The following is a 22,840-nucleotide window of genomic DNA, read 5'->3' as shown; positions in this document are numbered from 1 at the left end:
TTTAACGGGAATTACTCCGAAAGAATTCGACAGTCCTGGGGATTCCCGCGGCCAGATCCACCTGGGGCTGCCAGCCCAGCACCTCACGCGCCCGCGTGATGTCCAGACGGGAACGGCGCAGGTCACCGAGCCGCGGCGGGTGCATCTCCGGGTCGTCTGCGGCGCCGACGGCCAAGGCGATCGCCGTGTGCATTTCGCGGGTCGAGGTCTCCACCCCGGTGCCGACGTTGAACCGCTGGCCACCGCCCGCTGACCCCGAGGCCTTCACGAAGGCATCCACCACGTCATCGACATAGACATAGTCGCGGGTGTCGCTGCCGTCACCGAAAATCTTGGTGGGCCGCCCGGCGAGCAGGGCCTGCGCGAAGATCGCCACCACGCCGGCTTCGCCGTGCGGATCCTGGCGCGGGCCGTAGACGTTGGCCGGCGCGATGTGCGAACAATCCAGGCCGTACAGATTGCGGAACATGTTGAAGTACACCTCGCCGGCCACCTTGCTCGCCGCGTACGGCGACGCCGGATCCGTCGGAGTGTCCTCACTCGTCGGGTACGACGGCGGAGTGCCGTACACCGAGCCGCCTGACGACGTGTGCACCACCTTGCGCACGCCCGACTGCCGGGCTGCCTCGGCCAACCGGACCACACCCACCACATTCACCGTGGAGTCCAGCTGCGGGTCGTCCACCGAACGCTTCACCGAGATCTGCGCGGCCAGATGGAAGATCACCTCAGGCTGGGTGTCTTTGAACAGGCCCAGCAGATCCGCGTCGACGATGTCTGCCTTGACGAACTCGAAGTTGTCATTGTTGTCGGCGCTGCTGAGGTTCTCCGCCCGGCCCGTGCTGAGGTCATCGAGCCCGACGACGCTGTGTCCGTCCGCCAGCAGCCGGTCAACCAGCGTCGATCCGATGAAACCTGCCGCTCCAGTAACCAGTGTTCGCACGGCCTCACCATACCGACGGCAGATTAGCCCCCGCTGGGTCCGTACAGTCGGCAAGAGTGAACAAGGTCGCCCGCATCGCCGCCGCGCTCATCGCGCTGCACCTGGTGGTCCGGGCGGTACTCGCATTCGGCGGCTATTTCTACTGGGACGATCTGATCCTGATCGGCCGGGCCGGGACCCAGGATCTGCTGTCGCCGTCATACCTCTTCGACGATCACGACGGCCACGTCATGCCCGCGGCGTTCCTGGTGTCCGGCGCCGTCACGCGGGTGGCGCCGTTCTCCTGGGTGCTGGCAGCGGTGAGCCTGGTGGTGATGCAACTGCTGGCCTCGCTGGCGCTGCTGCGGGCACTGTGGGTGATCCTCGGCTGGCGCCCGGTGCTGCTGATCCCGCTGACCTTTGCCTTGTTCACGCCGCTGGCGTTGCCCGGGTTCGCCTGGTGGGCGGCCGCATTGAACTCCCTGCCCATGCTGGCCGCCCTCGCGTGGGTCTGCGGTGAGGCCGTGCTGTTGGTGCGGACCGGAGCTACCCGGCACGCGGTCCTCGGCATACTGGTGTTCTTCGGCGGCCTGTTGTTCTTCGAGAAGGCCGCGGTGATCCCGTTCGTCGCGTTCGCCGTCGTCGCCCTTCTGGGGTACGTCACGGGGACTTTCGGCTTGCGTGACGTGTGGCGACGCGGCCTTCGGCTGTGGGTCGGGTGCCTGGGACTGACCGTGGCATGGATCGGGGTGTACCTCGTCGTCGTCGATCAGAAGCGGTGGAGCTTCGACCTGGCGATGACCTGGGACCTGCTGAGCCGATCGTTTACCCACGGCATCGTGCCCGGGATCGTAGGCGGGCCGTGGTCCTGGCAACGCTGGGCGCCCGCGTCCCCGTGGGCCACCCCGCCCGTCTCGGTGATGGTGCTGGGCTGGGTCGTGCTCGTTGTCGCTGTCGCGGTGGTGCTCGTGCGCAAGAACCGCATCTGGCCGGTTCTGGTCGTGGCCCTGGGCTACGCCGTCGCGTGCCAGATCCCGATCTATCTGATGCGCTCGTCTCGTTTCACGGCGTTGGAGCTGGCGCAGACGCTGCGCTATCTGCCGGACCTCGTGGTGGTGCTGGCGCTGTTGGCGGCGGTGGGATTCTGTGCGCCGAACCGGGATTCACGGTTCGCGTCCTATCTCTCGGCGTCACGCACACGCACTGCTGTATGTGTCGGTGTCGCGGTACTTTTCGTGGTGAGCAGTCTCTATTCGACGTTCACCTTCCTGAAGGTGTGGCAGGACAACCCGGTGCCGGCGTATCTGAACAATGCCCGCGCATCTCTGGCTTCCACCTCATCCGCCGCACCGCTACTGGACCAGGAGGTCGATCCGCTGATACTGCAACGGGTGGCCGCTCCGGAGAACCTGGCCAGCCACATGTTCGCGCTCGCGTCACCACGGCCCGAATTTGCCTCGGCGACAACCGATCTGCGGATGTTCGACCGGACCGGCACGCTTCTCCCCGCCAAAGTGACCTGGGTGCGCACCATCGTCGAGGGCCCGGCGCCCAGGTGCGGCTTCCTGGTGCAGCCCGACGAACCCGTGGTCATGCCGCTCGACGGGCCACTGCTGCCTGCCGATTGGACCGCCGAGATCAACTACCTGGCCAACAGCGACGGCTCGCTGACCATGGCCCTGGCCGAAGGCCCCGAGGTGAAGGTGCCGGTGCGCCCCGGGCTCAACCGGGTCTTCGTCCGGCTGCCCGGGGCCGGCCAGTCGATTGCCGTGCAGGCCAACACCGCCGCGCTGTCGGTCTGCATCTCCCCCGGACCTGTGGGATTCCTGGCACCGAAGTAGTTCAGCTGCTGAGATACTGACGGTTGACTGTCGGGATCCTGGTGGGGGGACGTTCTGTGAGCGCGCTTGATGGCTTCTATTCCACGTGGAACAAAGCGCGGGCAACGTTCGGAGTCGGCACGCCCGTCGACGGCTCCCAGCACGACGGAAGCTCCCAACTGCTGAGGATGAAGGGCATGGTCGAATCGGCCGCCCAGCACGATGGTTGGCAAGGAAAGGGCGCCGAAGCCTACGCCGCGGCCAACAAAGAACACGCGGCCGTCTACCAGAAACTCGCAGACCTCGACAGCAGGATCGCCAACGAAGTTACCAACGCCTCCGAAGTGGTGACCAACGGGCGCAACAAACTTGACAGCGCGAAGAGCTGGGTAGACAGCGCCGTCCAGGCACTGCCCCCTACCAGCGCCCAAGATCGAGAACGCAAGCTGATCCCGATTGCCAACCAAGGCATCGGCCAAGTCAACACCATCGTCAGCACCGCCAACACAGACATGAACATCATCGCTGGGCGCATCACCGGCCTCAAAGGTGAGTGGGACGCGCTGACGGGCAACCAAAAGTTCGGACCGGGTAGCGAAAAGACGGACCAGAACGGAGACGGCAAAGCCGATGGCGACGAGAAGAAGCCCAACGGAAAAGAAGACGGTCAAGCATTAGCCGACCAGGCGGCGCTCGGTTCGGCAAATCGGGACCCCGAAGTCCTGGACCGTGTGGCGAAGAATCTCCCACCAAGTCCGCTACTCGAGGAGGAGATGCAGGCGCTGGCTGAAGGCAAGGAAGTCAGCAGCGTCCCAAAGGAAACACTCGACTACTATCGCGACTTCTTCAAGACTGCGGGCAAAGATGGATTGTTGCTGTTGGATCGCCATCTCGAATCGCAGGAAGCCTCGGGCAATCGAGAAGCAAGCGATCAGCGGGACAGGCTGGCCAACGGCCTGACGGTAACCAGCAACGAAAACGTTGTGGACCGCAATCCGGACGGCTCAGTTGCATCCCGTGGGGGATACGACCAGTTGCCTTCTGATTTGCGGGACATGCTCGAGACGCGGCGCGGCGATCCAACTTATCCAGGCTGGGAGACCGTGGGCCCGGCAGAAGCAAAGAACCAGCACGTGGCTGACGTAGTGCAGTTCAGTGAGCTCATGGGCGAATCCAATCCCGGATATCAGCCAGGATCACGACTAGGCACCGAGATGTATCTGAAATCCGCTGACATGGTCGAGCACTCTCTAGGCGGGTGGGGCATGACCGATACTCCGCCGGAGTCGTACGAGCGCGCTGCGAGCTCACTCGCTGAAATTGCCGGTCGCAATGATGAAGCCTCGTACCGAATCTGGTCTGGAACCGGCGACGGGTTGCCCGATGGATACAACCGCGAGGAAACGGTCCGAACACTCATCGGCCACGATTGGTCACAGAGTGGCGGTGAGGGAAATGGAGCTGCGACCCTGCTCGATTGGATGACCGAGGATTCACAACGGGCCATCGGCGACCCCATGGGTGATCGAGCTCGGCTGGCAATGACCGAGATCCCGGACCTGCTGGCTCCGGGTCCCGACGATCCGGTGTATTCGACCATGCGCGATGCATTCGCACGCAATGACGCTATCTCGACAGAGATGAGCCAGCTCCTCGCGACTAATACCGACTCTTTGGCCGGTGCGGGCAGTCAGCAAGGCTTCGCGCAAACGAAGCTGGACGCGCTCGGGCATCCCGTATTCGGCGCCGCCGACGGCAACCGGCTACTCGAGCTTGGTAGCTACTCCGAAGAAGGCAGAGTCACCCTGGCCAGTGCTGCCGAGACGGCGCGCATCGACGAACTCGAAGCGGCGTTGCGCAACAATCCAGAAGGCCAACTCGACGCCCAGCTCGCAAACAGTCCGGGAGGCCACTTGTCGGGTCGCATCGACCAGGCCATGCTCGGAGCAATCGATCATCAGAACGACGTACTTCAGTCCGATCTCGAAGCAAAAGATGCGGTATACCGAGCGAAACTTCTGGGCGCAGAGGTCGCCGGAATTGCCACCGGCGAACTCGCCGGCAGGATTCCGCACGCCGATATCGCAACCGGCGCGACAGGCGTCGATCCCGGCGAAGCCGTTGAAAAAGTAATCAAAGACTGGATTGGCAAACCCGAATATCAGGCGATCGAGGTTCCCGAGACGGCTGACCTTGAAGCAGCATCGACTCGGCAAGCGCAACAGGCGATCGTCGAGGCAGCTCACCGAGCCGGACTCCTGCCGACCGTTCTGAACCCCAACGGACATCCCATTGATGTCGCAGGAATGGCAGTCGGGAGCCGGGAGTGGACCGAGCTACAGAATTACTTGATCAACCATGGTTTGACCCACTACGTCACGGATTATGGACAAAGCTACGCGGACGCTGTTGCACCAGAGGCCGACAAATCGGATGACGATGAATAGGATCCCGGCATGGCACCGCGCATGATCTTGAAGTGGGCAGGGGTTGTCATCTCAGCCGCCCTGCTGACGCTCCTTGTCAGCGCATGTCAGACGGACAACGGTGCGTCGCCCGAAATCCCCACGTCCACACCTCCGCCATTCCCTTACCCGCCGTTTGCGATTCGCACTGATGTTGCGGTGCCACTCCAACCTCTGCTCGCAGACGCTGCCAGATTCGCATTACAGGTGACCGTCGACGGTCGACTAAGTAACGATCCTGACGAAGAAGAGCTCTACCAGCGCTATCGCAGCCAGATCGTGCCTGAGATCGACAACCCGGGGATTCGGATCCATGACGTCTACGTCGGCCAGACGGGTGGTGCACTGCAACGCGCGGTAGCCGCTCGCGAGCTGCCTGACGGCGCCATCGAGGTGTCGATCTGCTTGTACGACACTCCCGGTCTGTACGCCATGAAGAAAGACGGCGCTTTGGTCAAACCTCCGGGCGGCAGTGATGGGCTGTGGCGTCCGCAGGTGAAGTGGACCGCGCAGAAGGCTGCAACCGGTCCTACTCCTGCTGGGCCTCGATGGCTTTTAGTGGATTCCGGGGTCCTGCTCGACATTACGGAGGAAGAGATCGGCGCCGTGTGCGATCCCTTCAAACCCGATCCGTTCATCCAGAGACCACCTGACCCGACCGCCGCGACACCAACGCCGACCACGCGCTGAACAACGAGAGCCTTCGGCGATACGACACACATGAATGCACAGGCATTACTGGCCGAACGTGGTGCGCTCGGCGGACTCGCAGAGGCAGATCCCGGAAATCCAGAGCGAACGATGTCCTCTGCGTAGCCAGGCACAGCGCCGTCCGACCCTCTCTAACAGATCGCAGGCCACGTACCTAACAGATCGCAGAACCCGGCACCGAACCTCAGAGCCCGGCACCGGCGCACCCGTCGCCGTTTCCCTTGGAGGCTGACGACTGATTCGGAGCACATGCCAAGCTGGCAGGCATGACTGACGTACGTGAACAGGGTCTGCGTGTCCTCCGAGAGATGGTGCCGCACCTGCCGGCCGACGTTGTCGAACCCGACGGCAGCTTCGGCGATGAGCTGCTGGCGATCGGCGTCGACAATGTCTTCGGCCGGTTGTGGAGCCGTGACGGGTTGAGCCGGCGTGACCGCAGCCTGGTCACCATGGGCATCTTGATCGCCCTGCGTGCCACCGATGAGTTCGAGTCGCACGTCAGGATCGGCCTCCGCAACGGCCTCACCGAGGACGAGATCGCCGAAGTCATCTACCACGCCAGCGGTTACGCGGGATTCCCTGCTGCGAATACAGCCCGCAACGTCGCCCGCGATGTACTGACCAGAGACTAGAAGACGCGGCTTCCCTGCCCCGACAGCTCGAAGCCGTGGTCGCCCACCACGCAGACCGTGCTCACGTCGGTGACGGCACATGTTCCGGTATCGGGGTAGATGAGCTTGCTGCCCGCGGGAAGCAGCTTGTAGTCGGCCGGATCAACTGTGCGGTCACGCGGCGCCTTGTAGTCCGTGTACTTCTCCATGGCAGCCAGATCTCCGGTGGAAAAGGTCGCCGGATCAAGTGACATGGCCGCGAAGACGCTGACCATGTTGCTCGATGTACCAGGCAGCTCGCCCCAGCAGCTGGCCTGCTTCATAGGTGGATTGGCGCGGCCGGTGTAGGTGATCCGGCATCGGTATCCGTCTGGACTGACGAACTGCGCGCCGTTGGTCGTCGGGTAGTTGTAATACGTGCTGTAGGGGTGAACATCCACCGCGGTGTAACCACCGAGATCAGGAATTTGCCCCGGATCAGCCCCCGCCACCGGAGCTGTCAGCGAAACCGCTGCCAGGAGAGCCGCACCCACCACGATCCGTGCCATGGCGGTGAGCCTATCGCCGATTGCTCGAGTGGCATGCGACGCGAAAAAAAAATGGAGCCGCCTGGGGGAATCGAACCCCCGACCTTCTCATTACGAGTGAGATGCTCTACCGACTGAGCTAAGGCGGCGCACCCGGTGAACCGGGCGGCACCACTTTACGGCAGACGCCACCCAGGACCCAACTTGATCCCCGAGTCGCTGCGCTCCTGCCCGCCGGACCTCACCCACGCAGCGCCTGCCCGACCGTCGCCACCATGGCATCGATGGCGAACTTCGGTTTGACGTTGATCGCCAGCGCCTCGCGGCATTCGAGCACCGCCTCGATGCAGCGCAGCAGCCGGTCGGGCGGCACGTGGGCGGCCATGGCATCCACTTTCTCGGCCATGTCCGGGTGGTTCGCGGTGACTCCGCCGGCTCCCGAGGACACCAGCAGCGCATCGCGGAAGTACGTGGCGAGGTCGATCAGGGCCCGGTCCAAAGCATCGCGATTGGCCCGCGTCCGTCGTGACTTCTGCCGATTCTCCAGCTGCTTGAGCGCACCGGCGGTCCCGCGGGTGGTGGCGGCGGTGCCTTTTCCGGTCCCGCCGGCGCCGAGGGCGGTCTTGAGCTCCTCGGTCTCGGTCTCGTTGCGCCCCGCCGTCAATGCCAGTGCCTCGGACTCGGCGACGGCCACCATCTCCTCGGCAGCCGCGAACGCCCGCGCCGGCGTCGCAGCGTCCCGGGCCAGCCCGAGCGCGCGCTTGCGACGCTCTCTGGCCTCCGGATCGGTCGCCAACCGTCGAGCCCGGCCCACGTGGCCGCCGCTCACCGAGGCTGCCCAGCGGGCGTCGCCTTCCGGCAGCCCGTCTCCGGAGATCAGCACGTCGGCGATGGCGTCCACCGACGGCGTGGTCAGCGCCACGTGTCGGCAGCGTGAGCGCAGCGTGATCGCGATGTCCTCGGGGTCTACCGACGGTGCGCAAAGTAGGAACACCGTCGATGCCGGCGGCTCCTCGACCACCTTGAGCAGTGCGTTGGCGGCACCCTCGGTGAGCCGGTCGGCATCCTCGATCACCACAACCTGCCAGCGTCCGGTCCCGGGACGGCGCGACGCGATCTGGACGATGTCGCGCATCTCCTTGACCGCGATCGACAACCCCTCGGGCACGATGCGGCGCACGTCGGCGTGGGTGCCGGCCATCGTCGTCGTGCAGGCCCGGCATTCACCGCACCCCGGCGTCCCCTCTGACGTGCACTGCAAGGCCGCCGCGAAACACAACGCGGCCACCGAACGCCCCGATCCGGGCGGGCCCGTGATCAGCCAGGCATGTGTCATGGTCCCGACCGTGGTGCCACTGTGTGGCGAATCACCGCGGGCCGCCGACGCGGCCGCCACCAGCTCCTGTTCCACCGCGTGCTGGCCCACCAGCCGCGTAAAGACCCCGCTCATCGTCCCCAACAGTAGTGGTCAAGCCGACACAACCACGTCACAGCAGGCGCTGAACGTCCCTGCGGCCCGATACGGTGAACGGGTGACCACGGAGCCGATACCCGTCGCGCGAATCGGTGCATTCGCGCGCTGGGTGGCGCGTACCCCGTGGCCGGTGTTCACGCTGGGCATGTTGCAGGCCGACATCATCGGCGCGCTTTTCGTGCTGGGCTTCCTGCGCTTCGGCCTGCCGCCGGAGGACCGCATCCAGCTCCAGGACCTTCCGGTGGCCAACCTGGCGATCTTCCTGGGGTACCTGTTCGTGTCGTTCACGGTCGGCGCCTACCTGGCACTGCGGCTGCTGATCCCCATCATCCGGTGGCAGCGCCGCGACACCTTGTTGTCCAAGTCCGACCCCGCCATCACCGAGCTGGCGCGGGTGCGGACGCTGAAAATGCCGTTCTACCGGACCATGATCAGCGTCACGAACTGGTTCCTGGGCTCGATCGTGTTCATCGTGGCCAGCTGGCCGGTGGCCAGCAAGTCAGCTCCGGTGGTACTGGTTGCCACGGCGCTTGGCGCGACCGCGACCGCGATCATCGGCTACCTGCAGTCCGAACGGGTGCTGCGGCCGGTGGCGGTCGCCGCGCTGCGCGGTGGGGTGCCGGAGAACTTCCGCGCCCCCGGGGTGATCCTGCGACAGGTGCTGACCTGGGTCCTCTCGACGGGTGTGCCGGTCCTGGCCATCGTCCTGGCCCTGGTGGCCAGCAAGTTCTCGATCCTCTCCGCATCCGCGGACCGGCTGATCACCCCACTGTTGCTGCTGGCCATCGCCGCGCTGGTGATCGGATTGTCCGGCACCGTGCTGGTGGCGATGTCGATCGCCGATCCGCTGCGCCAGCTGCGCTGGGCGCTGGGCGAGGTGCAGCGCGGTAACTACAACGCGCACATGCAGATCTACGACGCCAGTGAGCTGGGCCTGCTGCAGGCCGGGTTCAACGACATGGTGCGCGAGCTGGCCGAGCGGCAACGGCTACGTGACCTGTTCGGCCGTTACGTGGGTGAGGACGTGGCCCGACGCGCCCTGGAACGCGGCACTGAGCTCGGCGGCCAGGAACGGGACGTGGCGGTGCTGTTCGTGGACCTCGTGGGTTCGACGCATCTGGCGTCGACGATCCCCGCTGGTGACGTGGTGAACCTGCTCAACGAGTTCTTTCGGGTCATCGTCGACACCGTCAACCGTCACGGCGGGTTCGTCAACAAGTTCCAGGGTGACGCAGCCCTGGCCATCTTCGGTGCCCCCATCGAACACCCCGACGCCTCCGGCGGCGCGCTGGCGGCATCCCGTGAACTGCACGACGAGCTGCTCAGCGTTCTGGGCACCGATACCGAGTTCGGCATCGGGGTCTCGGCCGGCCGCGCGATCGCCGGCCACATCGGCGCTCAGGCCCGATTCGAGTACACGGTGATCGGCGACCCGGTGAACGAGGCTGCGCGCCTCACCGAGCTCGCCAAGCTGGAGGAAGGCCACGTGCTGGCCTCCGCGATCGCGGTCAGCGGCGCACTGGATGCCGAGGCACTGAGCTGGGACGTCGGCGAGATCGTCGAGCTGCGTGGGCGCACCGGGCCCACCCAGCTGGCCCGGCCGATGAACCTGGTGCTCCCCCGCGATCTGGAGCGCGATGACGCCGAGAGCGACCTGACCGGCTAGAGCAGGTCAGGCTTTCTTGGCCGCAGCCTTCTTCGCCGGAGCCTTCTTGGCTGCCTTCTTCGCCGGGGCCTTCTTGGCAGCCTTCTTCACCGGCCCGCGGGCCCGACGATCGGCCAGCAGTTCCGAGGCACGCTCATCGGTGATCGACTGAACGTCATCGCCCTTGCGCAGGCTGGCGTTGGTCTCACCGTCGGTGACATAGGGGCCGAATCGGCCGTCCTTGATCACCATCGGCTTGCCCGAGGCCGGGTCGGTGCCCAGCTCACGCAGCGGCGGGGCCGCAGCAGCCTGGCGCCCACGGCGTTTCGGCTCGGCGTAGATCTTCAGCGCCTCGTCGAGGGTGATGGTGAACATCTGCTCCTCGTTGGCCAGCGAACGAGAGTCGGTGCCACGCTTGAGATATGGGCCGTAACGGCCGTTCTGCGCGGTGATCTCCTCGTTGTTCGACGGGTCGACGCCGACCACGCGCGGCAGCGACAGCAGCTTGAGCGCGTCGTCCAGCGTCACGGTCTCCAGATCCATTGAGCGCAAAAGGGAACCAGTGCGCGGCTTGGGCCCGGTCGGCTTCTTGCCCTTCTTGGCCGTCGTCCCGGCATCCGGGTCCTCGGGCGGCTCGGGGAGAATCTCGGTGACGTAGGGGCCGAACCGTCCGTCCTTGGCCACGATTTCGTGCCCGGACACCGGGTCGACACCCAGCACCCGGCCCTCTTGCGGTGTGGCGAAAAGCTTTTCGGCCAGCTCGAGGGTCAGCTCGTCAGGGGTCAGCTCATCCTTGAGGTTGGCGCGCTGCGGCTTCAGCTCCCCAGGATTGTCAGGGTCGGCGATCATGCGCTCCAGGTACGGCCCGTTGCGGCCCACGCGGACCACCACAGCACGGCCCTCGGAATCGTCGAAGAGCTTGATGGAGTTGACTTCTCGCGCGTCGATACCTTCGAGGTTCCCGCCGACCAGGTGCTTGAGTCCACCGGCCCGCGCGATCGAGCCCTCGACGCCGTGCTCACCACCGAAGTAGAAATTCGACAGCCAGTTGGTGCGCTGCTCCTGACCGTTGGCGATCTCGTCGAGCTCGTCCTCCATGGCCGCGGTGAAGTCGTAATCCACCAGCCGGCCGAAATGCTGCTCGAGCAAGCCGATCACAGCGAAGGCGACCCACGACGGGACCAGCGCACTGCCCTTTTTGACCACGTAGCCGCGGTCCTGGATGGTCTTGATGATCGAGCTGTAGGTCGACGGGCGGCCGATGCCGAGTTCTTCGAGGGACTTGATCAGCGAGGCCTCGGTGTAACGGGCCGGCGGGCTGGTGGTGTGTCCGTCGGCCGTCAGATCGGCAGCATCGACGCGCTGCCCCTGGGTCAGGTTCGGCAGGCGGCTCTCGGCGTCGTCGGCCTCACCGCCCGCCTGCTCGTCGAGACTCTCGACGTAGGCCTTGAGGAAGCCCGCGAACGTGATGGTGCGGCCGGAGGCGTTGAAGACGACCTGCTCGCCCGAACTGGCGGCTCCGGCGATCCGCAGCGACAGCGTGGTGCCGCGCGCGTCGGCCATCTGCGAGGCCACGGTGCGCTGCCAGATCAGCTCGTAGAGCCGGAACTCGTCGGTGTCCAGAGCGCTGTGCAGCTGGCCCGGGGTCTGGAACACGTCCCCCGAGGGGCGGATCGCCTCGTGCGCCTCCTGGGCGTTCTTGACCTTGCGGGTGTACTGCCGCGGCGACGGATGCACGTACTCGTCGCCGTAGAGCTGCCTGGCCTGGTTGCGCGCGGCGTTGATCGCGGACTCCGATAGCGTCGTGGAGTCGGTACGCATGTAGGTGATGTAGCCGTTTTCGTACAGCCGCTGGGCGATGCTCATGGTGCGCTCCGAAGAGAACCGCAGCTTGCGGGCGGCCTCCTGCTGCAGCGTGGACGTCATGAAAGGCGCATAGGGCTTGCGGGTGTACGGCTTCTGCTCGACGGAGCTGACGGCCAACTGGGCGCCACGCAGACCGGCGGCCAGGGCCCCGGCGCTGGCCTCGTCGAGCACGAGCACCTCGTCGGGCTTGCGCAGCTGGCCCAGCGAGTCGAAGTCACGACCGGCGGCGACCCGGCGGCCGTCGACGGTGTTGAGCTTGGCGGTGAACTTGGGTGGCGTGGCCTGCGGGTCGGAGACCGACGCGTCCAACTCAGCACTGACGTCCCAGTACCCGGCGCTGCGGAACGCCATGCGCTCCCGCTCACGCTGCACGATGATGCGCGTGGCCACCGACTGCACCCGGCCTGCGGACAGCTTCGGCGCCACTTTCTTCCACAGCACGGGTGAGACCTCGTAGCCGTAGAGACGGTCGAGGATGCGCCGGGTTTCCTGTGCGTCGACCAGGGCGATGTCCAGGTCACGGGGATTTTCCGCGGCGGCCCGGATGGCGGGTTCGGTGATCTCGTGGAACACCATCCGCCGGACCGGCACCTTGGGCTTCAGCGTCTCCAGGAGATGCCAGGCGATCGCCTCACCCTCGCGGTCACCGTCCGTCGCAAGGTAGAGCTCGTCGACACCCTTGAGCAGGTCTTTGAGCTCGGTGACGGTGCTCTTCTTCTCCGGGCTGACGATATAGAGCGGTTCGAAGTTGTCGTCGACATTGACCCCGAGGCGCGCCCACGGCTCGGATTTGTACTTGGCGGGCACGTCAGCGGCATTGCGCGGCAGGTCGCGAATGTGTCCGCGGGAGGATTCGACCACGTAGTTGGAACCGAGGTAGCCGGCTATCTTGCGCGCCTTTGTCGGCGACTCGACAATTACGAGTCGCCGGACGGGTCCCTTGCTTCCGCTGCCGCCATTATCGCCAGCCACCTGTGCTTACGCTCCACTCCTATAGTTGCCGCGCCACGCCCGGCAACTGACAATTTCGCATTACGCACGAGCCTACGCAAACCGGCTCTCCGTATGTCCACCATTAAATACGTGGCCACTGCGCCAACGCCGCCGCCTCCCCGGGCGGTTCCCCCACGTTCTCTACCAGGCGTGACAGCCGTCGCCGCCCACCGATTCGCAGGGCCGGATGAGCGCCTCTGGTCCCGATCAACGTCGGGGCGATTCCCACCCGCATCATCGCCGCGGCCAGCGCCGCGTGGGTATCGGGCGCATGCGGGTCGAGCCCCAGCACATAACGGTCGTCGGCCTCGGGCGTACCCGCCGCCAGCGTCCAGGCCCGCAACTCACGGGCGCCGGGCAGCCATCCCGGCGGCACCGTCTTGACCGCGCCACGGGTCCACTCCCTGGCGATCAGCATCAACTGCGGCTCCAGCTCGGTACGCACCAGCGGGTTGTTCTCGTCGGTGCGGGAGATCTCCGGCACCAGACCGGCGTCACTGATCATCTCGGCCAGGCCCTGGGCCCGCCACAGCTCGTCGACGACCACCGAGATCCGGGCCGCCTGCCGATCGCCGGTGCCCGCCAGGACGATCTGTCCCGGCCCGGCAAGAACGCCGGTCAGGTCGGCTACCGCGGGCGGCAACGACTCGGCCGAGAAGAACGACAGCTGGCTCACAAATCGACACTAGGCCAGCGCAGGCCGCAAAAACGAGAACACCCCCGCGGTGTCCGGTACGGACTCAGCGGGGGTGTCTGTGTTGGGTTTTTGTCTCAGACGGCCCGAACACCCGTGGCCTGCGGCCCCTTGGGGCTCTGGCCAACCTCGAACTCAACCTTCTGGTTCTCCTCCAGGGTGCGGAATCCGCTGCCCTGGATTTCCGTGTAGTGGACAAACACGTCGGCAGAGCCATCCTCCGGAGCGATGAAGCCGAAGCCCTTCTCCGCGTTGAACCACTTCACAGTTCCCTGTGGCATCTTTTGTTCTTTCCTTCTCTTTCAACCGGGTGCGGTCCACCGACTTCCGGTGCACCGGGCCCGTTCCGACCGCCATACCAACGCGCGAGCCGCCGGAACTGACCCGACCTACAACCCTCGCAGGAACCGCGATCGCAACGACGATCCTGCGAGTGCGAGTACAAACACAGAAGCTGCGACCGCGATTAGTCAATCATGTTCGGGGCGACTGCGACAGTCTCGGTTTGCGGCGCGTGGTGAACAATTCGTTTACAAATCCGGGCCGACGACGGCGGGGTGGATCGTAGGAGGACAGACAGTGCTGGAGCAGGGGTCAGATTTCGGCCGTGAGCTGCTCGCTTGCGTTGTCGAAGGCACCCCGTCGGACGAAAATCCGCTACGCCATGTCGCGGATATCCCTCCGCGACACGGCAAACCCCATCAGTGGCCGCAATGGGCCCCTCCAGAGATCGTGCAGGCGTTGCGGGATCGCGGCGTCACCGCGCCGTGGTCACATCAACTCGACGCCGCCGAGTTGGCCCACGGCGGTCGGCATGTCGTGGTGTCCACCGGAACTGCATCGGGCAAGTCCCTTGCCTATCAGCTGCCGATCCTGACGGCCTTGGCCGAGGACCGGCAGGCTCGCGTGCTCTACCTGTCACCGACCAAGGCGCTGGGTCACGACCAGCTGCGCACGGCGCAGAGCCTGACCGAGACCGTCGCTGCCCTGCGCGACGTCGCACCGGCACCGTATGACGGTGACAGTCCCACCGAAGTGCGCCGGTTCGCCCGGGAGCGGTCCAGGTGGATTTTTTCCAACCCGGACATGATCCATCTGTCCCTCCTGCGCAACCATGCCCGCTGGGCGGTGTTCCTGCGTCACCTCAAGTACGTCGTTGTCGACGAATGTCATTACTACCGTGGCATTTTCGGTTCCAACGTGGCTATGGTGCTGCGCCGGCTGCTGAGGTTGTGCGCGCGATACTCCCCTGATGACTCGGTCCCGACAGTCATTTTCGCCAGCGCCACCACGGCGTCACCTGCAGAGACCGCCGCGGAATTGATCGGGCAGACCGTCGCCGAGGTGACCGAGGACGGCTCACCGCAGGGCGCGCGCACGATCGCGCTGTGGGAACCGGCGCTGCTGGACGATCTCACCGGCGAGAACGGCGCGCCGGTGCGGCGTTCGGCCGGCGCCGAGGCCGCCCGGGTGATGGCCGACCTGATGACCGAGGGCGCACGGACCTTGACCTTCGTCCGGTCCCGGCGCGGTGCGGAACTCACCGCGCTGAGAACCCGGGCCCGGCTGGAAGACACCGCACCCGAGTTGGCCGATCTGGTGGCGTCCTACCGGGCCGGTTTTCTCGCCGAGGACCGCCGCGAGCTGGAACACGCACTGACCGACGGCCAGCTGCGCGGGCTGGCCACCACCAACGCGCTGGAGCTCGGCATCGATATTGCCGGGCTGGATGCGGTGGTGCTGGCGGGGTTTCCCGGCACCGTCACCTCGTTCTGGCAGCAGGCCGGCCGGTCCGGCCGGCGTGGGCAGGGCGCGCTGATCGTGTTGATCGCCCGCGACGATCCCCTGGACACCTATCTGGTGCACCATCCCGCGGCGCTGTTGGACAAGCCGATCGAGCGGGTGGTCATCGACCCGACGAATCCGCACGTGCTGGGCCCGCAATTGCTCTGTGCCGCAACCGAGCTTCCGCTCACCGCGGCCGAGGTCCGGTTGTGGAACGCCGAGGCAGTGGCCGAAACCCTGGTCGACGACGGACTGCTACGGAAACGCCCCAGCGGCTACTTCCCCACTCCTGGAGTCGATCCGCACCCCGCCGTGGACATCCGCGGCTCCAGCGGCGGTCAGATCGCGATCCTGGAGGTCGATACCGGCAGGATGCTGGGCAACACCGGCGCCGGGCAAGCGGCGGCGGCACTGCATCCCGGCGCGGTATACCTGCACCAAGGTGAGACCTATCTGGTCGAGTCGTTGTCCTTCGAGGACGGGGTGGCATTCGTGTATGCCGCCGATCCCGGCTACAGCACGTTCGCCAGGGAACTGACCGACATCTCGGTCACCGGTCCCGGCGAGCGCAGCACCTTCGGCCCGGTCACCGTCGGTCTGGTGCCGGTGTCGGTGACCAACACCGTGGTCGGCTACCTGCGCCGACGGATGGACGGCGAGGTCATCGATTTCGTGGAGCTGGACATGCCGCCCAGCACCCTGGACACCATGGCAGTGATGTGCACTGTCACCCCGGAAGCATTGCAGGACAATGGCATTGATCTGCTATCCATGCCGGGAAGCCTGCATGCCGCCGAACACGCGGCCATCGGCCTGTTGCCCCTGGTGGCCAGTTGCGACCGCGGTGACATCGGCGGGGTCTCGACGGCCGTCGGACCGGTGGACGGCCTGCCGTCGATCTTCGTCTACGACGGCTATCCCGGCGGCGCAGGTTTCGCCGACCGCGGATTCCGCAATCTCAGTACCTGGTGGGGAGCGACGGCCGACGCGATCGAAGCGTGTGAGTGCCCACAAGGTTGTCCCTCGTGCGTGCAGTCACCGAAATGCGGCAACGGCAACGACCCGTTGGACAAATCTGGTGCAGTACAAGTACTCCGCCTGGTGCTCGGCGCGCTGAGTACTTCCTCAGCGTGACCCCCGACCGCGTTGACGACCGACCCCTCGACGGCCGACTACGCGGATCTACAACTGCGTGGCTGCATTCGGCCACGCCGAACACACAGACGGTGCGACGAACGGTCGGACAACGCGATCCGTTCCCAATCCCGGAGGCCGGGCGCAGTGGCAAATTACGTGAACTCACTCATGTTTGCAACCCGAACGGCCGTACTTCGGATATCCGCGACCGTAATCCGCAGGTTTCTGCTGCGGATTACGTCGTCGCTGCGCGCGAATACAGCTACGCGCACCCCGGTAAAATGCCGCACATGACCCACGACTGGCTGCTCGTGGAGACACTGGGTAGCGAGCCTGTTGTGGTCGCACGAGGTCTGCAAACGAAGAACCTCGTCCCCATCAGTGTGTTTCTACGACGAAATCCGCACCTGATGGCTATTCAGAGCGCCATCAGGGAAACCGTGCAGGCCGGCCAGGGCCTCAGCAGCATCACACCCAAGCACGACCGCGTAATCCGCACCGAAGTGGTGCGAATGTCCGACGGGCGCATCCACGGGGTGCACCTCTGGATCGGGCCGACGGACGTCGACGCGCCCGAGCGGCCCATTCCCGGCCCACTGATCTGGGACCTGACCGCCGGCGTGGCCACCGACACCGCAGAATCACTGCGCAACAGTGGAATGAACCCGGAAACCGAAGCCACCCACGGCCGAACCTTCGCCGACGACCTACCGGCCCGGGACCTCAACGGCAGCGAGGCCAAAGTGCTGGCCATGACCGTCAAGCCGGTCGTCGGCAGCACCTTGTGCACCACCTGGGATGTCACCGACCACCGCGGCGATCCCATCACGGTGGGATTCGTGGCCCGGGTGACCCTGGAACCCCATGACGACGGCTCCGACCGGCTGATCTCCCGGGCGATGAACTGGCGCAGCGAGCGCGAGGGTCCCGCGACACCCGTCGACAACCTGGCCCAACGCATTCTCGACGGGCTGGCTTGTCCCGGCGTGCACCGGGCCCTGGTGGGCCTCGACGACTGGAAGTTGCTGAAATGGCTCGACGAGCCGGCACCGTTCTTCGACTGGAGTAACCGCGACGGCGGAGCGTCGCGCATCAACCCGGCCGATGCCCGGCACATGGCGCGTATGACCACGGACTTCTCCGACGGCGTCACCACGGCTGTGTTGCGGATGCGCGCCGACGACGGCGGCTGGCGACCGGTGCACATGACGATCAACCGGATCGAACTCGCCGAGGACACCTTCGCGGGCCTGATCGCCTTTCGGTTGCCGACCGACGACGAGGTCGCCGCCGCGGACCTCGACCAGCTCGACTAGGCCACCTTCGACTAAACGACGAGATCCACCGGGCCCGCGCGCGCCACCGCCCGGGCCGGACCTATGCCCCACCGCCCGAGGCGGACCGGAACCGATACCTCGAGCACCACGTCGAGCCTCTCGATCCGGCAGGCGCCGAGGACCGAACGCATCCGTACCGCGATCCGGGTGGCCTGCGCGCATGCCGCATCCGGCCCGGAGACCACGGCGCCGGCTGCGCTCAGAGCGGCCAGATCCGCCGCGGCCTGGGCCCGGTGCCGGGCCGTGACGGCGGCGCCCAGATAGGCGCCGCCGGCCGCAAATGCGATCACCACCGCGATCATCGCCGCAGCCAGCAGCGTGGCCGACCCGCGCTCACTGCGCGCCGGGTTCGGGGGCCGCGGCCGCCTCGGCCGACACCGTGAAGCCCGGCAGCGCTGTGGCGGCGCTGACCCGGGCCACCACCAGACCGCCATCGCGGCCGACGTGCACCACTGCCCCGGACGGGGCGACCCGGCGAGCGGCGGCCGCCGCCGCTTCCCCCTCACCGCGTGCCGCCAGGCGGACGGCTTCACGCGCCGCGTCGATACACCGGATCTGCATGCCCACCGCGCCGAGGCCGCCGACGCACAACACCAGGACAACCACCAACGATGCGATGGCGAAGGCCGCCTCGACAGTGACCGCACCCCGGTCGTCCAGCCGGTCATCTAGACGTTCGTGTTCAGCGCCCGGCTGATGATGTTGGTCAGCGCACTCACGATCGAATCCCCCGTGACCACGGTGTACAGGATCGCCCCGAACGCCGCAGCAGCAATCGTGCCGATCGCATATTCGACGGTGCTCATCCCCGACTCGTCGAGCATCAACAGCGCCACCCTGGCATTCGTCTGCCGAATCATGTTTCCTGCCATGAAATTTCCTCCCTCTGCGATGTGTAATCACAACAAACCCGAACCCAGCACATCACCGGCCAAACCGGCGACTACCGGGATGACACCGAGGCACAGGAACGCCGGCAGATAACACAGCCCCAACGGCCCGGCGACCAGTACCGAGGCACGTTCTGCCACCGCATCGGCCGCGGCGATGGCATCGTGTCGGGCCTGGGCAGCCAACTCGGCCACCCCGTCGGCCAAGGCGCTGCCCGAGGCGGCCGACCGACGAGCCAGCCGCAACAGTGCCTCGGCATTTTTGTCCTGCGGTACCGCGTCAGTGCTGCCGGACCAGGCTCGGGCCGGGTCCGCCCCGAGCGCGAGGAGCTCGGCTGCGCGCCGCAGCATCGGCGCCAGTGACGGTGGGGCCGATGGGGTGGCGGCCGCAGCCGCGGTCGACACCGCCATCCCCGCAGCCAGGCATGCGGAGAACAAGTCGAATGTCGAGGCCGCAGCGAGCGGGTCATCGGTGCGCCGGCTTCGGGGGTTTGCCCTTGTCACCGGTGCGGGTGCGGCGCGGGATCGCACCTGGCCCGGATCTGCACCGATCAGCAGTGCAGCAGCGAGAAGCAGTGCCGCCCAGCTCATCTCAATGCCTTCTCGGTGATCTGATCCGACCACATCAGTCCGGCACAGGCCAGCAGCGCTCCGATGACCAGCAGCCAACCACCCGCGCCCGGGCCGCACAGAAACGCCAGGGGCTGCGCGCCGATCAGCTGACCCAGTGCAATCCCGGCCACGGGCAGCCCGGCCAGCACGGCCGCCGTCGCCCGCGGGCCCGCCATCGCCGCTTCGACATGACTGGAAAAGCGTTCGCGCTCAACGATGTCGCGCTGCGCGGTGCGCATCAGGGTGGCGATCGAGAGTCCGTATGCGTGGGCCAGCCGCCAGCAGACCGCGAGCCGTTCCCAGTGCATCGGCAATTGCGACGCCGCCGCGACATCTTCGAGACCGGCCGCGACATCGGCGCCCAGGCGGGCCCGTGCGGCGACTGCTCCCATGCCCCGGCGTACCGGTCCGGTCACCTCGCCGGCCGCGGTGCCGAAGGCGTTGACGGGATGCACTCCGGTGCGAAGTTCACCCACCAACACGTCCAACGCGGCCTGCAGCGCCGCGGATTCCTGTTGCCGCTGCCGCAGTGCAGCGCGACGCCTGCGGCGTACCACGACCGTCCCGGACACCAGAGCCGTGGCCACGGCGGGCGGCAGTGAAACCAGCCAGGCCAGAACGACTCCCAGCACCACGACGACGGGTGCTGCGCGCAGTCGACGCTGACCCGGCGCATCCGTTCGCCGGAGCGCGGCCGCCCGCCGGGGCGTGGCCGGCCACAGCAGAAGCGCGGCAGCCAACGCCAGTGCACTCGCCGTCACGGCGACACCCGCTGTTCGACGAGACCATGGAGAGTCTCTGCGCCGCAGCCCAACCCGGTGTCGATGTGCCAGGCAGTGACCACCTCCAGATCACCCCGGGTCGATCGGCGTAGGACCGCGATCTCGGCGAGCCTGCGCCGCCCGGCGCCGTCACGCCCGACATGCAGCAGCACCTGCACGGCGGCGGCCAACTGACTGATCAGCGCCGCACGGTCCAGACCGCCGAGTGCGCCGAGGGCCTCCAGCCGGGCCGGAACTTCGGCCGGGTTGTTGGCATGCACGGTGCCCGCCCCGCCGTCATGCCCGGTGTTGAGCGCGGCCAGCAGATCCACCACCTCGGCTCCGCGAACCTCGCCGACGACGATGCGGTCTGGGCGCATCCGCAACGCCTGCCTGACCAGATCGCGCACGGTGACCTCACCGACGCCCTCGATGTTGGCGCCCCGGGCCACCAGCTTGACCAGATGGGGATGCGGCGGAGCCAGTTCCGCGGCGTCCTCGACACACACGATGCGTTCGTGGGCGGGAACGGCACCGAGTGCCGCGGCCAGGAGAGTGGTCTTACCGCAGCCGGTGCCGCCCGAGATCAGGAATGCCAACCGCGCCCGGATGATCGCCCGCACCAGATCGGCAGCGTGTGCAGGGATCGCGCCGGAACGGGTGAGGGTGTCGAGGTTCTGAGTGGCCGGGCGCAACACCCGCAGCGACAGGCAGGTTCCCTCGGACGCCACCGGAGGCAGCACCGCATGGAGCCGCACGGTGAACGGGCCGATGCCGCAGAGTTGACCGTCCACCCAGGGCTGTGCCTCGTCGAGACGGCGCCCGGCCAGCAGCGCCAACCGTTGGGCCAGCCTGCGGACCGCGCTCTCGTCGGGGAAACACACTGCGCTGCGGTGCAACCCGCTGTCGTCGTCCACCCACACCGCGTCGGGGGCGGTGACGAGAACATCGGTGGTGGTCGGTGCGCACAACAGTGGTTCCAGGACGCCGGCCCCGGTCAGTTCGGTCTCCAACAGCCGCAGATTGCTCAGCACCTCGGTATCTCCGAGGAGGCCGCCGGACTCCGCCCGGATCGCCGCGGCCACCACGCCGGGGCTGAGTGGAGAGGCTTCGGCCACCAGCCGTTCGCGTACCCGGTCGATCAGCGAGGTGTTCACGCCGGCTCCTGCACCGGGTGCCGGGCCAGGACCGACAGCACCCGCCGCGCCGCCGAGCCGAGTGGCGATCGTGACCGCACCCGTAGGCCGCCACGCTCCAACACCTCGGCGATACCGGCCTGTGGTCGCATCGCAGCGAGCAGCGGCAGGTCCACGATGCGGGCCACCTCGGCCGCCCGCAGCCCGCCCGGTGACGGGCCGCGCACCACCACACCGGCATTCGGGTTGCAGGCCAGCACCCACGGCCGTGCGGCAGCTGCGGCGGTACACGACCGCACGTCGGCCGGTGTCACCAGCACCACGAGATCTGCTGCGTTCAAAGCGGTTTCGGCCGCCTCCGTGGCGCGCCGCGGCACATCGCACACCACCGTGACGCCGCCCCGGCACCCCGCCTCGATGACCGCCGCCACCGGCCCGGCCTCGATATCGGCTCCCGAGCGCCCGCTGGAGAGCACGCTGACCCCGTCACGGCAGGGCAGCGCGTCGCGCAGTGCCGGATAGCCCAACCGCCCGCCTTGCAGGGCCAGGTCCGGCCAACGCAGGCCGGCAAGGTGCTCACTGCCCGCCACCAGGTCGATCCCCCCACTCCACGGGTCGGCCTCGATCAGTAACGCGGCCGGCGCCGATTGAGCCAGAGCCACCGCGAACACCGATGCCCCGGCACCGCCTCTTGCGCTCACCACTGCCACCGCGGGGCCGCGACCGCCGTCGTCGCAGCAGGCCGCCTCGGACAGGGCCGCCACCAGGTCGGCGTCCTGGGCCGGCAGTGTCACCACGTGTTGTGCGCCGACCGAGATGGCGGCCTGCCAGTCGTCGGGCCGCGGGTCGTCACGACCGACGAGGACCACCCGGGTGCGACGGGGCAGCCCCCGGGCGGCGCACCGCAGGGCGGCCGCGGCATCGAGCAGCACCGCGGCGGCAGCCGTCCAGGCCTTGCGCCCGGACGGGTCGTCGAGGACGACGAGCCCGACGCCCGCGGCAGCGGCCACCCGGGACACGTCCTCACGCAGCTGGGGGTCGCCGATCAGCGCCAGCACGGTGCCGGACGGGGTGATCGAGGCGATCGGAGTGGCCATGTGCCCACCCTGCGGGCAACGACGGGGTCGGCACCATCACCAATTCACGGATTGTGGATGAATTGCGCGCTGTGGATCAATCCCGAGCGCAGAACACGCCGGGCGACACGCTGAAAATGCTATTCCGCAACCACCGAGGCCGGGCCGGGAAGAATTTTCCCCCCAGAAAAGGGACGACCCCCGCCAGGGGGGGAGGAGGCGGAGGTCGTCGTGTATCAGCCCCGGGGGGTCGGGCTGATACACCCTCGGCATAAGCCGAGTAATGCTCACTATACACACGGAACTGCCAAAACATGCAAGAGACACCGCTGCGGGCTACCGCGGTGATCCGGCAATCACCGTCCGAAAGAATGTGTC

At 66.8% G+C, this 22,840-nt stretch carries 20 protein-coding genes and 1 tRNA gene; 7 read left to right on the top strand and 14 right to left on the bottom strand.

The window, feature by feature from the left end:
* Window position 1: 1 nt before the first annotated feature.
* Window positions 2-943 carry a GDP-mannose 4,6-dehydratase gene (locus ACZY08_RS07715; protein ID WP_463743940.1) on the bottom strand — a complete coding sequence of 314 codons (942 nt, stop codon included), beginning with the start codon at window positions 941-943 and terminating at the stop codon, window positions 2-4.
* Between the two features lie 56 nt (window positions 944-999).
* On the opposite strand from ACZY08_RS07715, the gene ACZY08_RS07710 reads away from it, so the two are divergent.
* The 4 genes from ACZY08_RS07710 to ACZY08_RS07695 all read left to right on the top strand — a co-directional run bounded on the left by ACZY08_RS07710 (window position 1,000) and on the right by ACZY08_RS07695 (window position 6,550).
* Window positions 1,000-2,763: a hypothetical protein gene (locus tag ACZY08_RS07710; RefSeq protein ID WP_463743939.1), complete on the top strand. Its 1,764-nt coding sequence runs from the start codon at window positions 1,000-1,002 to the stop codon at window positions 2,761-2,763.
* Window positions 2,764-2,819: 56 nt separating this feature from the next.
* Window positions 2,820-5,189 (top strand): TPR repeat domain-containing protein, encoded by a 2,370-nt coding sequence (locus ACZY08_RS07705; RefSeq protein WP_463743938.1) that lies wholly within the window; start codon window positions 2,820-2,822, stop codon window positions 5,187-5,189.
* Window positions 5,190-5,414: 225 nt separating this feature from the next.
* A complete protein-coding gene (locus ACZY08_RS07700; protein ID WP_463743937.1) occupies window positions 5,415-5,897 on the top strand; it encodes a hypothetical protein in 483 nt (160 codons plus the stop codon).
* 287 nt (window positions 5,898-6,184) lie between these two features.
* Entirely contained in the window at window positions 6,185-6,550 is a 366-nt protein-coding gene (locus ACZY08_RS07695; RefSeq protein WP_463743936.1) for a carboxymuconolactone decarboxylase family protein, read from the top strand.
* On the opposite strand, the gene ACZY08_RS07690 is transcribed toward ACZY08_RS07695, so the two are convergent.
* The 3 genes from ACZY08_RS07690 to ACZY08_RS07680 all read right to left on the bottom strand — a co-directional run bounded on the left by ACZY08_RS07690 (window position 6,547) and on the right by ACZY08_RS07680 (window position 8,506).
* Complete coding sequence (locus ACZY08_RS07690; protein WP_463743935.1) at window positions 6,547-7,077, bottom strand: hypothetical protein; 531 nt, start codon at window positions 7,075-7,077, stop codon at window positions 6,547-6,549. The two genes, ACZY08_RS07695 and ACZY08_RS07690, sit on opposite strands and share 4 nt — an antisense overlap.
* Before the next feature lie 52 nt (window positions 7,078-7,129).
* A tRNA-Thr gene (locus ACZY08_RS07685) sits at window positions 7,130-7,205 on the bottom strand.
* A 92-nt stretch (window positions 7,206-7,297) separates the two neighbouring features.
* Window positions 7,298-8,506 (bottom strand): DNA polymerase III subunit delta', encoded by a 1,209-nt coding sequence (locus tag ACZY08_RS07680; RefSeq protein ID WP_463743934.1) that lies wholly within the window; start codon window positions 8,504-8,506, stop codon window positions 7,298-7,300.
* Window positions 8,507-8,588: 82 nt separating this feature from the next.
* Between ACZY08_RS07680 and ACZY08_RS07675 the strand changes: the two genes are divergently transcribed.
* Window positions 8,589-10,196 carry an adenylate/guanylate cyclase domain-containing protein gene (locus ACZY08_RS07675; protein ID WP_463743933.1) on the top strand — a complete coding sequence of 536 codons (1,608 nt, stop codon included), beginning with the start codon at window positions 8,589-8,591 and terminating at the stop codon, window positions 10,194-10,196.
* A gap of 6 nt (window positions 10,197-10,202) precedes the next feature.
* Here the strand turns inward: ACZY08_RS07675 and topA are convergent, their stop codons facing one another.
* The 3 genes from topA to ACZY08_RS07660 form a co-directional block, all read right to left on the bottom strand.
* A complete protein-coding gene (topA, locus tag ACZY08_RS07670; RefSeq protein ID WP_463743932.1) occupies window positions 10,203-13,013 on the bottom strand; it encodes a type I DNA topoisomerase in 2,811 nt (936 codons plus the stop codon).
* 103 nt (window positions 13,014-13,116) lie between these two features.
* Window positions 13,117-13,710, bottom strand: coding sequence for a hypothetical protein (locus ACZY08_RS07665; RefSeq protein WP_463743931.1), 594 nt, complete (start codon window positions 13,708-13,710; stop codon window positions 13,117-13,119).
* 95 nt (window positions 13,711-13,805) lie between these two features.
* Entirely contained in the window at window positions 13,806-14,009 is a 204-nt protein-coding gene (locus ACZY08_RS07660) for a cold-shock protein (protein WP_006243848.1), read from the bottom strand.
* A 301-nt stretch (window positions 14,010-14,310) separates the two neighbouring features.
* On the opposite strand from ACZY08_RS07660, the gene ACZY08_RS07655 reads away from it, so the two are divergent.
* Window positions 14,311-16,647, top strand: a complete 2,337-nt coding sequence (locus ACZY08_RS07655; RefSeq protein ID WP_463744189.1) for a DEAD/DEAH box helicase — start codon at window positions 14,311-14,313, stop codon at window positions 16,645-16,647.
* Between the two features lie 293 nt (window positions 16,648-16,940).
* Window positions 16,941-17,966, top strand: a complete 1,026-nt coding sequence (locus ACZY08_RS07650) for a PAS domain-containing protein (protein ID WP_463743930.1) — start codon at window positions 16,941-16,943, stop codon at window positions 17,964-17,966.
* A gap of 11 nt (window positions 17,967-17,977) precedes the next feature.
* On the opposite strand, the gene ACZY08_RS07645 is transcribed toward ACZY08_RS07650, so the two are convergent.
* From ACZY08_RS07645 to ssd, 7 genes are read right to left on the bottom strand one after another with little or no spacing between them, the layout of a single operon-like run.
* The gene (locus ACZY08_RS07645) at window positions 17,978-18,277 is read right to left on the bottom strand and encodes an Rv3654c family TadE-like protein (RefSeq protein WP_463743929.1); all 300 of its coding nucleotides are present in this window, start codon (window positions 18,275-18,277) and stop codon (window positions 17,978-17,980) included.
* 43 nt (window positions 18,278-18,320) lie between these two features.
* The gene (locus ACZY08_RS07640; RefSeq protein ID WP_463744188.1) at window positions 18,321-18,647 is read right to left on the bottom strand and encodes a TadE family type IV pilus minor pilin; all 327 of its coding nucleotides are present in this window, start codon (window positions 18,645-18,647) and stop codon (window positions 18,321-18,323) included.
* Window positions 18,648-18,655: 8 nt separating this feature from the next.
* The gene (locus ACZY08_RS07635) at window positions 18,656-18,859 is read right to left on the bottom strand and encodes a DUF4244 domain-containing protein (protein ID WP_463743928.1); all 204 of its coding nucleotides are present in this window, start codon (window positions 18,857-18,859) and stop codon (window positions 18,656-18,658) included.
* A 27-nt stretch (window positions 18,860-18,886) separates the two neighbouring features.
* Window positions 18,887-19,468 carry a type II secretion system F family protein gene (locus ACZY08_RS07630; protein WP_463743927.1) on the bottom strand — a complete coding sequence of 194 codons (582 nt, stop codon included), beginning with the start codon at window positions 19,466-19,468 and terminating at the stop codon, window positions 18,887-18,889.
* Entirely contained in the window at window positions 19,465-20,250 is a 786-nt protein-coding gene (locus ACZY08_RS07625; protein ID WP_463743926.1) for a type II secretion system F family protein, read from the bottom strand. The genes ACZY08_RS07630 and ACZY08_RS07625 overlap by 4 nt, the downstream gene beginning before the upstream one ends.
* A complete protein-coding gene (locus ACZY08_RS07620) occupies window positions 20,247-21,407 on the bottom strand; it encodes a TadA family conjugal transfer-associated ATPase (protein ID WP_463743925.1) in 1,161 nt (386 codons plus the stop codon). The genes ACZY08_RS07625 and ACZY08_RS07620 overlap by 4 nt, the downstream gene beginning before the upstream one ends.
* A complete protein-coding gene (gene ssd, locus ACZY08_RS07615) occupies window positions 21,404-22,483 on the bottom strand; it encodes a septum site-determining protein Ssd (RefSeq protein ID WP_463743924.1) in 1,080 nt (359 codons plus the stop codon). The genes ACZY08_RS07620 and ssd overlap by 4 nt, the downstream gene beginning before the upstream one ends.
* Window positions 22,484-22,840: the final 357 nt, after the last annotated feature.

This window comes from Mycobacterium sp. IDUB_9 (assembly GCF_055419505.1).
The sequence above is the reverse complement of the archived record's forward strand: the minus strand, read 5'-3'. Positions and strand labels throughout refer to the sequence as shown.

Coding starts and splice junctions, on each gene's coding strand:
- ACZY08_RS07660 (WP_006243848.1), bottom strand. CDS start 14,009: ATGCCACAGGGAACTGTGAAGTGGTTCAACGCGGAGAAGGGCTTCGGC.
- ACZY08_RS07650 (WP_463743930.1), top strand. CDS start 16,941: ATGACCCACGACTGGCTGCTCGTGGAGACACTGGGTAGCGAGCCTGTT.
- ACZY08_RS07690 (WP_463743935.1), bottom strand. CDS start 7,077: ATGGCACGGATCGTGGTGGGTGCGGCTCTCCTGGCAGCGGTTTCGCTG.
- ssd (WP_463743924.1), bottom strand. CDS start 22,483: ATGGCCACTCCGATCGCCTCGATCACCCCGTCCGGCACCGTGCTGGCG.
- ACZY08_RS07695 (WP_463743936.1), top strand. CDS start 6,185: ATGACTGACGTACGTGAACAGGGTCTGCGTGTCCTCCGAGAGATGGTG.
- ACZY08_RS07630 (WP_463743927.1), bottom strand. CDS start 19,468: ATGAGCTGGGCGGCACTGCTTCTCGCTGCTGCACTGCTGATCGGTGCA.
- ACZY08_RS07635 (WP_463743928.1), bottom strand. CDS start 18,859: ATGGCAGGAAACATGATTCGGCAGACGAATGCCAGGGTGGCGCTGTTG.
- ACZY08_RS07680 (WP_463743934.1), bottom strand. CDS start 8,506: ATGAGCGGGGTCTTTACGCGGCTGGTGGGCCAGCACGCGGTGGAACAG.